Below are 13,490 nucleotides of genomic sequence, written 5' to 3' on the forward strand. Positions count from 1 at the left end.
AAAATGTTGCTAAATAGATTGATTTTCTATGGTCCTGAATAACTTAAGATAGTAAATTTCATATATCACCTCATATATGAGCAAAAGCTCATCTTTTGAATAAGAGTATCAAAAAATAAGCTTAAAAACAGTATTTCGTAAGTAATATTAATTAGAATATTTGCAATAAACATGAGCTAAAACTCATGTTTATGTGATATACTAAATTACTACAAAAAAATATAAATGAAGTGAAGAAATGGATAAAAGAAAAGATACCAGAATCCCTGTTCAAAAAAGAGGTAAAGATAAGAAGAATCGAATTCTTTTAACAGCAAAGAAATTATTCATAGAAAAAAATTATTTTGAGGTTTCAACGAATGAAATTGCAAAACAAGCTGGGGTCTCAATAGGAACACTCTACTCATACTTTTCTAGCAAAGATGATATTCTAGCTGAACTCTTGAATGATTATAATAATTCCTTTTTGCCTATTTTGAAGAAAATAAATAATCAAGAATCCTTTCAGGCGTTTAAAACCGATACTAAATCTTGGTTATCTTATTTAATAGATCAGTTAATTGAGGCGGAAGATAAAAAGTTTCACTTACAAATTGAGATGTTGTCTTTTGTCGTGCCCAAGGTATTCGATCTGCGGAAGAAACATAATGACCAAATTACGGATTTGATCTATGAGTATTTTTTATACTATGCCAATAACACGGCTGTTCATGAAATTAGACTTTTATCTATTATTATTTTCGATTATATATCTGCTCTAGTTGATGAGTTACTATATAATAAACATTCATCTTCCGAAAAAGATGACATAAAAAAGTACGGAATTGATAGCATTTATACTATTATCAAGACGCATTTAAATTAGTATAGAATTTATACACTCTACTCCGCAAAATCAATTAAATACATGATTCTTTATTAAATCGTATTGAGAAATGAATTGATTTTACTTGAAAATTCATTAAAAATAGAGCTTCAACTAGTGAGGCTCTAAATACTGAAATTTTCAGAGTATTTAATGGACAATGAAATGAGTTTAAAGTTATTTGTATTTGTTCTTTTATTTTATTTAACTTGAAAAAGTTATTTTATTTAACTTGAAAAAGTAAGATAATATATTTATTAATAAATGACTTATTGAAAATTTTTTAAGAATGTAGAGGTTTTGTATGACTATACTTTTGGGCATAGGTTTAATAGTTTTAGCAATTTTTGCTATTGTTGGTAATATTAGTAACTCAAAGCAATTTGGCAGGAAAATCATGTCAGATAAATTAATTTTTTATATATTAATGTTGGTTGGTGGCATAGTCTTAATTATCTTCTAATTAATAATTATTAGCAATGAATTAAAAGAGCATCAGATTGGAATGAAGAATTCACAATCTGATGCTCTTTTAAGTCATATTATATTGTTTAATAAACTGGTTTAGTCCTTGAATATCTCTAATGGATAATCTACCAATTCTTTTTATTTTTCCAAGGTATTCTTTATTAATGTTTGCTAAGCTGCCTATGTCAATATATGAGGGCTTATTACACCCTGCTTCTTGCCAATCGGCGATTTTATAGTATTGTCGTTTTATTTTTTCTGACTTGTTTTTGTACTTTGAAGTTATTCTGTATGAAAGTATTTTATTCATTTCATCTTTTAGTACTAAAACGGGCCTTCTTTTACCACCGGGATTATTGTCAAAAGAAATATATATTGTTATCAGGTCATTCTCATTCATCATCAGATAACCATCTCATTGCTTCATCCTTAGATTTGATTTCTCTTACGGGTAATTTATCAACGGTTTTTAATAATTCATTACTAGCTCTTTCTCGATCAGTCAAAGCCAAATTAACAGGATAAGAGTCAGTAGCAACGATTCTTTTGAACAACATTGTTACTGCTGCCGTGGGTGTCATACCCAGATTATTGAGAACCTCTTCAGCATTATCCTTAAGATTTTGATCGACTTGAATTTGAATTCTGGCCTTCTTGGGAGTTTCGTGTTGTTTTCCCATCATAGTATAATTACCGCCTTTTATAAAATTAATACTCAATTAGTAGCTATTTATACTCATATTATAGTATGTATTACTCATTTTGTACAAATTTTAAGTAATGTTTCCCAAGATTTACAATATAAATCCGGCATTAAAGTGCTTAAACTAAAATAGTATAGTCATTATGTTGCCCTCCTTACTTTTAGTTAAATTCGAAACCTGCTTCTACATGTACAAAATGAATTTTTTTAAAAACTTTCAAATATAGTTTCCAGAATCAACAGTTGAATATATCAACTAATTATTCCATACTAACTTTGTAAAGGATGGTATTTTTATGGATAAAGATATTGAAAGAATTAGAGATTTCAATCGCTTCTATGCTAATTACTTTAATCGTTTTGAAAAGGAATTATATCAAGGTTTTCCTTCAATGAATGAAGCTCGAGTTATGGCTTTTTTACACTTCCATCAGTCTAGTACAGCTACCGATATTCAAAATGAACTGGTTTTTGATAAAGGTCAGCTAAGTAAGATGTTGACAAAGCTGGAGAAAAAAGGCATTTTGAAGCGCACTCTCAATCCTGAAGACAGACGACATTATCTTTTGGATTTAACTGATTCTGGTGAAGAGTTACATAAAGAACTTGCTGACAAAGCGAGAGCTTACTTAAAGGATGCTTTTAAGGATTATAATCCTTCTGTTTTAAAAATTATTGCTGATGACGTATCTGAAACACAGACGCTTTTTCAACAAACAGAAAATATTAAGATTCGTCGTGGTAATATGACTGATTTGGGTTTTATTGCTGATTTACATAGTCGAATTTATTCTACCGAAATACCGTTCAATCCAATTTTTCATAAGTATGTCTTACAAGCTTTAGCTGAATTGACGGATGACATATCAAAAAGTCTTATCTGGATTGCTCAGTTAGGCAATCGAAGAGTTGGAACGGTTTCTCTAGTGCTAGATACAACTGGAAAATATCAATTACGTTGGTTCGCGGTTGATCCTGACTATCAGGGTTTGGGGATTGGAACCAAATTGCTGGACACCTTAATGGATCAAGTTAAATTGGATAGTATTGATGAAGTCTATCTTTGGACAGTTGATGAGCTCGTGGGTGCGCGGAATCTATACAGAAAATTCAAATTTGATTTGAGTGAATCGAAAGTAAATAATGATTGGTCCGATCACCCTATTCATGAAGAAAAATGGTTATACCTGAAGGAGAATGAAATTATGGCTGATGAAAAGACAGAATTAATGCGTTTAATCGATACTGCTTACAATAATGTTCAAGATAATAAATATGAAGGGTTTAGAAAAGAATTATTGAAGTATTATACGGCTTTAAACAATGATGAGGATTATATTAAGATAATGCTCGGTTTAAGGTCAGCATTATTACAAGCTGATTTAACTTTAAATCTTAAGCAACGTATTTCAGGGTTGCCAAGTGAATATAGCGATATATTTAAATTCATTGAACCACAACTAAAGAAAGTCGATTCAAAAACTATAGATAAATATTCTCGTTATGGATTTGTTCCTCTTAAGTTAGGTAGTACGGTCAAGTATTTCCAAACTGTAAATAAAAATATACTTTGAAATGGATACTTAAGAATTGAAGTCGGTTTAATTAATATGTCTAATTACATAAATATAGTCAGGCATAACTGTGTGTATTTGTTTTCCTATTTCATTTAATGTTAGTAAATTATTTGAGTTGTTAATTCAATTGTTATTATAAAAAAGATTCCATTTGGTATGCGCAAAGCTATTGAGTTTATTTATCATAATAAGCGTCTCCTTTAGTTTTTGAAGTGTTTGACTTCAGTACTTACATATCCTATAACTAACGAAAATGATTTTGTATAATGAAGTAACGACTACCCACACAGCAGGTGATTTTTTGTTTCACACGCTTTAGTGTACTCAACTGGTCCTTTAAAGGCATAGCCAAGAATGCTTTTCGCATAAGTTCAACAGATTGTTTTCTCATAATCCGTATTTTTCTAATTTGAAAAAAACATTGATAATTTTGAAAAGATCTATTGGACCGTGATTTTTATCTGTAAATAATTTATTTGAATAAAAATCTATACAATAAAATTTACCATTTTTTATAATAAGATATTGAATTGAATTAAAAAGTTGTTTCTCAATGGTCTTTAACTTCTTTTTATCGTCCAACTTATTACTTTTAATAAAAATGAGCAAGTTTGTTAATGCGAGTCCACCCATACCATTCCAAATAGCATTTGATTTTGAATAGTCAGAGTTAATTGTATCTACAAATTCATCAATAATTTCTTGATAACAATTGAAATGACAAATTGCAAATAAGAAACCACTAACGCCATCAAAAAGGTATGGGGATATTTTTAAATAATCAGAGTATGATAATAGATTTGTTTTCCCCTGGAAGCTAACTTTTCTGTCTAAAATTTCCCTTATTAATCGATTTTTACAAGCTATTAGTTTTTTATCTTCTGGGAATTCACTAATTAACAACAAATAACCTGATATACCATTTAAACCGATACTTAAATCGCCTAGTGATTCATTTTTAATATACTCAATCAAAGTTCTTTCAGAAATATTATTCATTAATTTGAATAATAAAACTTGATTGGATCCAAGAAGAATTTTTTCATTCTTTATCGAATTATATACGATATCTTCTAAAGCTTTTTCTGGGTTATAATCCGCTGTATCATTTTTTAGTGTGTTTATGGCATCATCTAATAAAAGGATACTTTTATTTATAGTTGGGTTCTTAGATGTCATAATGTATACCAAAAAGGTCAATACTTGAGGATTGATTCTCATTTCAAAGCATCTTTCTAACATCATATAAAGAGCTTTATAAATATCATCGGTTGATGATGCGAGAAAATTGAAATCACCAAATAAATACATGAATAGTAGTCCAGCTCGTCGAATATCTTTTAACGCATTGCTGTCTTTTTCAAATGAAGTTAACCAATATATTGGAACCTTAGAGTAATCTTTACTTGGAATTCGTTTCAAAGAATCAAGATCTAATAGGTATGTATTTTTTTCGTCCCATCCAATGTTCTTATCGGAGATATCAATATTTTCGTACCCTAATAGATGAACTCTTTTTATATTGACTAGTAATGAGCGTTCGATTGCTAATATATTTATTAATGCCTTACTTTTATTTTCAGCAACAGATGGCCCTTTATTTGCTTGAAACCCTGATAATGAGCCATTAGTTTTATTTTTATAAATGAAAAATAAGGAAAACTTTTCTTCAATTCTTTCTATCGGAATTGGACCATTTAAAAATCCCTTCTTTCTTAAAAGTATTGATAATTGATATTCGTTCTCGCGATTTCTTAATTTTCCTTGATTATCAATATATTTTCGAGCCTGTTTGACAACAACTTGTTCATTATTAAATCGTGATTTACCAATATAGACATTTCCATAATTCGATTTCTTAATAATTCCATTAAGCAGATATTTTTTTAATAATCTCCCACCTTCAAAATATGCCGAATCCTGAAATGGATCCTTGATCCAACTTGGCAAATGAAAATATGGCTTTCTGTCATCAATGAATTCTTCACCGTCTGGACCAAATATTATATTTCCATCCTTTGTGTTTAGTTTAATTTGTCCATAACGATAAAAAACATTTTTAGACGATTTGTACGAGCAATCTGTCAATATTTGTGGGCCTGCATATTTTTTTAATTTGTTATCTAAAAACTCCAAAAGAAATTTAGATTCATTTAAATTTTTCGGATAGATTGTAATTAGTTTTCCTAGTTGTGCTTCAGGGATGCGATCACTTAGGAACAATTGTACATTCTTAAACTCGTTAATAAATTTAAAATTAATTTTCCTATTAACGAGTTCAGGTATAACTATTTTTAATATATCAGGATACTCTTTTATGTTGCTAGAAATATGAATTTTCCAAAAATCATCCCTTATGTTTTGTTCTTTAAAACTTACATAAGTAAAAAATTGGGAACTATACATGTTGTAATTTACTAATTTCTTAGGTGAGTAAAAATGTTTCATGGCTTGATTCTCCCTTGCTTTTTACCCAGATAATATCTTGAATAAATTCTTTTATAAAGTAAAATGCTTTATTATTTGATTACACTGATTATAATCAGTATTAAATAATCAAATGGAAGATATTTTCTATTATTTTTGTTTGATTATTTAACTTATTAAAGAATTAGGAGATACTTAAAGATGACAAATAAATTATTAACTGAAAAGCAAGAAGTTATCAAAGACAATGAAAATTCATGTAGAATTATTTTAACCTTATTACCTGATATGAGTGATAAAGGTCAGAGAATCAAAATAACAAACACCCCAGATAAGAAACTTTATGATTCTATTTTTTGTGAGAATACTGTAGATTGCTAATCTTTGTACACATATATTTGTTTTAATCATTAAATTAAAGGTCCATAATTCACAACTGCTTTATTGTGGATTATGGACCTTGTTCTTATAATAAGTCGTTAAAATAATTATTTAATAGCATTTCTATTCATGATTAGAAAAAATATATAATTCAAAATCTGTTAAATGAGGTTAATGTTACTATGATTAAGACAATGATGGACAACCACCGCAAAATGACCGTATTAGTTATCTTTTTAGCAATAATTTCCAGTGCTATCCAAACTAGCTCCAATTTAATATTAATTTATGCAATTAATGCAATTGTGGCTCATAAACTAAATTTATTTATTAAAAAGCTGGTGATTATGATTCTTCTTTATTTACTTTTCTGGATGACTGGATACTATAAAAATGTATTAGAGGAGATTTTGATTCAACGAGAAAATCACCGTATTCGTAATAAATATATTGATAATCAGATTATCAAGTCCTTTAGTGATAAAATTTCTACTGATAAATCAATTAATTTGTTAACCAGTGATATCTTACTTTATGATCAACAATATTTACAGGGATTTTTTAAGTTATTTAATTGTATTTTTGGAATTCTTTTCGCATCAACTGCTTTAATTATTTTGCATTGGTCCCTTTTTTTATTATCAATTATTATGATAATCTGTTTAATAATGTCTCCAAAATTAGTCGGCCATCGTCTTCAAAAGACAACTAAGAAAATTTCGGAATGTAACAATGATCTCCTTAAAACTCTTAATGATTGGTTTGCTGGCTCTCAAGATCTATTGTGGAATAATGCTATTATCCAACTCTGGAAACATTCTAGACCAGCCTTTGATGATTTAGAGAATTCCTATGTTGATCAAAAGCGGGCTCAACAAACAGCAATTCAATTTGGTGCTTTTATCAATATACTTTCACAAGCATCTATTATTTCTTTAGCAGGTATTTTGGCTATCCATGGGGTTGTTTCCCTGGGGGTTGTAATGAGTGCAGGAAATTTAGCCTTTCAACTCTTTGGAGCTGTTTCAATAGCGACTAACAGTATTATTCTTTTACAATCAGGAACAGGATTACGAGATAAATTGAAAAGGGCAATAAGTCCTTATTCATATGATAGTAATAGCACTAAAATAACTTTCAACGATGTAAAGACAATTACGGCTCATGATTTGTCATATACCTTTAAGAATGGGAAAACTATTAAATATCCCGATTTTCACGTTGAATATGGAGATAAAGTTTTGATTACTGGGCCAAGCGGAAGTGGGAAAACTACTTTAATTAATTTATTAAGCGGTCATTTAAAAAATTACAATGGTTCTTTAACTTTAAACAATTATAGATATTCATCTCTAAGTAATCATTCATTACTAAATGTAATTGGGATACAACCACAATATTATCATATTTTCAATGACAGTATTGTAAATAATATAACTCTATATGATAACAAGTTCAGTCATGCTGATGTGCTGAAGTCATTACGTAGTGCTCAATTATTTGACAAGATATCTTCACTACCAGATGGTTTGGATACTAAAATAGGTAAAACTAGTAATGTACTCTCAGGTGGAGAAATGCAACGAATCTCCTTGGCACGCTTTTTTATTAGGAAGAAAGTCATGTTAATTGTGGATGAAGGGACTTCAGCTCTGGATAAAAGTAGAGCCGAAGATGTGATGCGTCTATTGACGAATCGTCCCAATCTGACACTATTCGTCATTACCCATAGTACTGATAAGAAAATTCTCAATATGTTCAATAAGCATATTGAGCTTAACTGATTGATTAAACTGTGTCCTCAATAATATATAACTTGAAAATTTTTATCTTGTCTAATTGCGTAACTAGCAGCATCACTGCATAAGAATAAAACTACTTGAACCACTTCTTCAGGATGAGCTAGCCTGCCAATTAGAATTTCTCTAATAAGATCATCCATTTCACCCTTTTCAGTTTCATCCATACGATCAACCATCGGTGTATGAATAATATCAGGGCAAACATCATTTATTCTAATTCCATCTTTAGCATATTCCAGAACACTACTCTTAGTTAATCCCAAAACACCGTGTTTAGAAGCGTGATAAGCAGTTCTTCCGGCGGTTCCAACTAATCCTCCATGGAAGAACAATTTACTATTGCATCTTTAGAATATTGTTTGCTCATCTGCTTTAATTCATATTTCATAGATAAGAAAATACCCTTTAAGTTAATATCTAGGACTTTGTTATATTCATCTAAAGATAAATCTTCAGTTTTAGTAACTGGACTTTGAATACCGGTATTATTATAAGCGTAGTCTAGGTGACCAAATTTTTTAACTGTAAAATCAACCATGGCTTTAACGTCAGACTCTTGTGATACGTCACATTCGAAAGAAATTGCTGAATAGCCTTGTTCCGTTAATCTTTGTGCTTTTTTCTTTGGCTTATGTCTTCTGGCTAGAATAACGTTAGCTCCTGCTTTAGCAAATAATGTTGCCGCACTCAAGCCAATGCCTGTTCTTGCTCCTGTAACAATTACTACTTTATTATTGAAATTATTCATATCATTTTACCTTCCTAGTTTTTTGCTAATAATTTTATTTCTTGCTGATCAATGATTTTATTTTTCAGTGAATCTCTAAATTGATTGTAAAAAAATCCATTTTCCAAGTCCGTTGATTTATTTAATGCATAAACAGTAAGTGTATATGCGTGTGGTTTATCCGGTGGGACTGGTCCAGCATAATGATTTATCACATAATCATCATTTAATGTGTAAAACTGAAAGTACCAAGTATTCTTACCATGTGGACCAGTAAAATTACGACTAAAATCTTTCAGTATATTGTTTTGAACAGGAATATCTGAAAGCTTGCTATGTTTATCAGGTAGAAAACCATTATTTAATTCAACTGTTATTTTCATATTTAATTTTCTCCTTATATTTAACTTTTTGTTTATACCGTTATTATCTTACTTGCTCACAATTACTAGTATATAAGGATCAATAGATATTTGAAAAATTTAATAATCGATGTACTATCAACTATAGGTTTATACTGACCGTGGAGGACAACTACAATAATGGATATTACACAACTACAAACATTTGTTAGAGTTAGTCAGTATGGTAGTTTCACCAAGGCTGGCGAACAAAGTTTTATTTCGGGAACAGCAGTCATGAAACAGATTAATCGTTTAGAGAGTGAATTGAATCTGACACTTTTCATACGTAAAGCCACCGGAACCGAATTGACGGTTGAGGGCGAAAGATTTTTACCTTATGTCAAACAGATTCTAAGTTTATTGGATACGGCCGTCGAAGAAACTAGAAAAGCATCCCTTTCAGGACAAAATATTATTACCGTGGGGACTTCGATTTTGCATCCGGCGGAACCTTTTATGGATATTTGGAAAAAAATAACCACACAAATGTCGGATTTTCAGGTCCGAATTGTGCAGTTACAAGAAGATATGCAATCAAAAAACCGTGAATACGCTATGCTAGGAAAAAGTTGCGACTTAATAGTAGGAACATTTGATAATGCAACTTTGAAACAATCGTTCAAGGCTCTTCCATTGGGAGAATATGATTTTGGTATTGCTGTAAGAAGTGATAATCCCTTGGCAAGGTTAAGTGAAATAACATTTGACGATCTCAAGGGAAAATCTTTATTAAGTGTGCCAATGGGAATTAGTGATACTAACGATCAACTACGAAAAATAATCAATGATAAGTATCCACAGATTAAAGTAGTAGAAACCATTGGTCGGTATGATATGAATACCTTCAATCAAGCAGTTGAAGAAAATATTCCTCTGATCACAGTAACACCATGGAAGAGTATCCACCCTAATCTTGTTTCAATACCGTTAAAGACTGATGTTCATGTGCCCTATGGTATTCTGACTACAAAGTTACCTGGTAGCAATGTTGAAGAATTTTTAATGAAGATAACACGATTATTACAGAAAAAATCACCCTCAATCTAAAAATAGATAAAATTGAGAGTGATTTTTTGTTAGTGAATTGCTTTTTTCAAAACTCTAAAGCGAATGAATTTACCTAATTCAGTAATGGCTAGAACAATAACACCAGCCATGATTGGGATAAACCAGCCGTAGTAGAAATTAATATTAGTTGTTTCAAAAATTGATTGCATAAATGGCAAGTAGATAATTCCTAACTGTAGAACGATTAGGATTGCAACGATTATGAATGCCATCTTATTTTGGAAGAAGTATTTAGAAACGACCGGATGATCATTTCTCAAATTGAATAGATAGAAGATCTTACCAAAAATAATGATGTTCAATGCCATTGTACTACCTACGATTGCTGGCAAACCTTTACCAGTTAAGAAATCGAAGGCCCAGATACCTAATCCGGAAATCAATAGAGAAACATAAACTATTTCGAAGGTATCTAATTTGGTTAACAGCCCTGCTTTAACATTTCTCGGACCACGTGCCATAATTCCGGCTTCTGGTGGTTCAAAGATGAACGCAAATTGAATCGTTAAAGCTGAAACCATATTGATCCAAAGTAACTGTGCTGGATAAAGTGGTAATTCTTGTCCCATTAAAATACTGATAACAACAATTAAACCTTCAGCAAAACTAGTTGGTAATAAGAAACGAATTGTTTTACGAATGTTATCGAAGACATGGCGTCCTTCACGTACGGCTACAACGATATCGGAGAAATCATCATCGGCTAGAACCATGTTAGCTGATTCCTTAGCAACTTCGGTACCCTTGATACCCATAGCAACGCCAATATCTGCTTGTTTCAAGGCTGGTGCATCATTGACACCATCCCCTGTCATGGAGACAACGTGATCATTAGCCTGTTGAGCTCTAACAATACGTAATTTATTAGCAGGAGTTGTTCGTGCAAAGACATTATAGTCGTCAATCTTATCTTTTAATTCTTCATCAGACATAGCGTCAATTTCTGGACCAGTAATAGCCTTAACAACGGAATCTAGGTCTAACTTTTTAGCAATGGCAGAAGCTGTATCAGGATGGTCACCGGTGATCATCTTGACCTTTATACCGGCCATTCTTAATTCATGAATTGATTTTCTAGCTTCCTCACGAGGTGGGTCGATGATTCCAACCATCCCTGCCATATTAAGGTTTTCAATAAGATCCTTAGAAATGCTGTCGACAGATGAATCAACTGTTTTATAGGCTAAAGCTACAACTCTAAGACCGTCAGTTGATAGTTCCGTGATTTTTTCATTCCAATAATTCTCATCAGTTCCCTGTTTAGAAGCATTGATGATAGTTGTTGGTGAACCTTTAACCATGAGAATCCTTTGATTTTCAAAATCGACTAATCGAGCTGAATATCGAAAGGCTGAATCAAATGGTAATGAATCAATTTCATTTACTTCAGGGTCTTTACCTGTCAACTTACGATAAAGTGTAGTTAAGGCGCCATCGGTCGGTTCACCAGTTAGTTCCCAACGATTATTTTCAAAATGTAATTGAGCATCGGTAGTTTGACCAGCAATATTGACTAACCATTTCATACCTTCATCTTTTTGCCAGTCATATTTTTTAGTACCTAATTCCAATTCACCATCGAAATCAAGACTACCGTTAGCATCATAACCGACACCAGTAATACTAAAAGTATGTTCTGCCGTGACAGCTTTTTTAACAGTCATTCCATTTTTAGTTAGAGTACCTGTCTTATCAGTATTAACGATATCAACGGCACCTAAAGTTTCAACAGCGGGTAATGACTTAACAATTACCTTACGCTTAGTCATCTTACGTGTTCCCATAGCTAAAACAACTGAAGTACTTGCAGGCAATCCTTCAGGCATAGAACCAACGACCATAGTGATAACTGAGATCAATAAGGTTGGTAAGCTATAAGTATCAAGGAAGTACCCAACCACGAACAAGAGTACCGCAGTAATTACAATGGCAACTGACAAACCGAAGCCCAATGAGTTCAAGTTACGCATTAGTGGTGTTGGTTTCTCTTTAACTGTTTCAACGGAATCTTGAATTTTACCAATTTCGGTATCACCGGCAGTAGCAATAACAATACCTAGACCAGAACCACTGGTAACAGCAGTTGAAGCAAAGACCATATTTTGACGTTCGGCCAAGGGTAACTTGTCCTGATCCATTGATTCTTCAATCTTATTAACTGGATTAGTCTCACCAGTTAAAACAGATTCTTGGATACTTAAGTTATCGGCGGAGATTAGTCGCATATCAGCTGGAACAGCATCTCCGGCTTCTAGGTTGACTAAATCTCCAACAACTAAGTCACGAGCATCTAATTCTAATTTCTCGCCATCTCTGAAGACAAAGTTCTTAGAGACCAGCATTTCTCGAATTTTTTCTAGAGCATTACCGGCTTGCTGTTCCTGAATATAACCGATGATTGCATTGGCTATAATAACAAGTCCGATAACAACTGAATCGGAGTAACGGTGCATTAAGAAAGTCATAATAGCTGCGGCGGCCAAAATATAGATGATACTATTGTTGAATTGCTTAATGAATTGAACGAATTTAGAAACTTTCTTGGCTTCTAACTCATTTTTACCATTCTCTTTGAGGCGCTTTTCAGCTTCAATAGCAGTTAACCCATTTTCAAGGTCAGTTCCGTATATCTTGTGTAATTGTGTTTCGTTTAATTTCCAAATTTTTTCCCTGTGACTCGGGGGAAGATCCGCTTGGGATTCTTCATCGTTTTGGTACGAATTTTCATCTAGCATTTAATATTTCTCCTAATTATATCTATCTGATGTATTTTGATATTTAATCAAAGTTAGAAAGACCAATTTTCTCACATCCCTTTCAGTACAGTATTTAAAAACTAATTAACTGTTCCTTATATGATTAATATATAATATTTTATCTTAATAGTGTTAATAAGTAACTAATAAAATTCTAATGATCAAAATATATCTTCCTTAATAATTGTTTCATTTAATCAAATAGCCTAAATCTGTTTGTTATGAAACACAATTATTCAGAATGTCTCTTATCTGTCAGATTTGATAAATCTGCTTGTATTCAAAGCGAGTTTTAATTTGTATGATGATGAC

The 13,490-nt window shown here is 31.6% G+C and carries 10 protein-coding genes and 1 pseudogene; 5 read left to right on the top strand and 6 right to left on the bottom strand.

Annotated features, from left to right (window positions below; genetic code table 11):
* Positions 1-238 precede the first annotated feature (238 nt).
* A complete protein-coding gene (locus ATN92_RS09185; RefSeq protein WP_056952429.1) occupies positions 239-865 on the top strand; it encodes a TetR/AcrR family transcriptional regulator in 627 nt (208 codons plus the stop codon).
* A 532-nt stretch (positions 866-1,397) separates the two neighbouring features.
* Here the strand turns inward: ATN92_RS09185 and ATN92_RS09190 are convergent.
* Together ATN92_RS09190 and ATN92_RS09195 are read right to left on the bottom strand one after the other, a co-directional pair.
* Positions 1,398-1,736, bottom strand: a complete 339-nt coding sequence (locus ATN92_RS09190) for a type II toxin-antitoxin system PemK/MazF family toxin (protein WP_056952431.1) — start codon at positions 1,734-1,736, stop codon at positions 1,398-1,400.
* Complete coding sequence (locus ATN92_RS09195) at positions 1,726-2,016, bottom strand: type II toxin-antitoxin system RelB/DinJ family antitoxin (protein WP_056952433.1); 291 nt, start codon at positions 2,014-2,016, stop codon at positions 1,726-1,728. The genes ATN92_RS09190 and ATN92_RS09195 overlap by 11 nt, the downstream gene beginning before the upstream one ends.
* Before the next feature lie 316 nt (positions 2,017-2,332).
* Between ATN92_RS09195 and ATN92_RS09200 the strand changes: the two genes are divergently transcribed.
* Entirely contained in the window at positions 2,333-3,610 is a 1,278-nt protein-coding gene (locus ATN92_RS09200; protein ID WP_056952434.1) for a bifunctional helix-turn-helix transcriptional regulator/GNAT family N-acetyltransferase, read from the top strand.
* 390 nt (positions 3,611-4,000) lie between these two features.
* Here ATN92_RS09200 and ATN92_RS09205 read toward each other — a convergent pair whose 3' ends face one another.
* Positions 4,001-6,061 (bottom strand): class III lanthionine synthetase LanKC N-terminal domain-containing protein, encoded by a 2,061-nt coding sequence (locus tag ATN92_RS09205; RefSeq protein WP_056952436.1) that lies wholly within the window; start codon positions 6,059-6,061, stop codon positions 4,001-4,003.
* 180 nt (positions 6,062-6,241) lie between these two features.
* Here ATN92_RS09205 and ATN92_RS09210 point away from each other — a divergent pair, with 180 nt between their 5' ends.
* A complete protein-coding gene (locus ATN92_RS09210; RefSeq protein WP_056952438.1) occupies positions 6,242-6,421 on the top strand; it encodes a hypothetical protein in 180 nt (59 codons plus the stop codon).
* Between the two features lie 182 nt (positions 6,422-6,603).
* The gene (locus ATN92_RS09215; RefSeq protein ID WP_056952439.1) at positions 6,604-8,205 is read left to right on the top strand and encodes an ATP-binding cassette domain-containing protein; all 1,602 of its coding nucleotides are present in this window, start codon (positions 6,604-6,606) and stop codon (positions 8,203-8,205) included.
* A 17-nt stretch (positions 8,206-8,222) separates the two neighbouring features.
* Here ATN92_RS09215 and ATN92_RS19535 read toward each other — a convergent pair.
* Positions 8,223-8,971 (bottom strand): annotated as a pseudogene (locus ATN92_RS19535) (SDR family NAD(P)-dependent oxidoreductase).
* Between the two features lie 14 nt (positions 8,972-8,985).
* A complete protein-coding gene (locus ATN92_RS09225) occupies positions 8,986-9,333 on the bottom strand; it encodes a YbhB/YbcL family Raf kinase inhibitor-like protein (RefSeq protein ID WP_056952441.1) in 348 nt (115 codons plus the stop codon).
* Between the two features lie 159 nt (positions 9,334-9,492).
* On the opposite strand from ATN92_RS09225, the gene ATN92_RS09230 reads away from it, so the two are divergent.
* A complete protein-coding gene (locus tag ATN92_RS09230; protein ID WP_056952443.1) occupies positions 9,493-10,401 on the top strand; it encodes a LysR family transcriptional regulator in 909 nt (302 codons plus the stop codon).
* Between the two features lie 29 nt (positions 10,402-10,430).
* On the opposite strand, the gene ATN92_RS09235 is transcribed toward ATN92_RS09230, so the two are convergent.
* Complete coding sequence (locus ATN92_RS09235) at positions 10,431-13,157, bottom strand: HAD-IC family P-type ATPase (protein ID WP_056952445.1); 2,727 nt, start codon at positions 13,155-13,157, stop codon at positions 10,431-10,433.
* Positions 13,158-13,490: the final 333 nt, after the last annotated feature.

This window comes from Companilactobacillus bobalius (genome assembly GCF_009764355.1).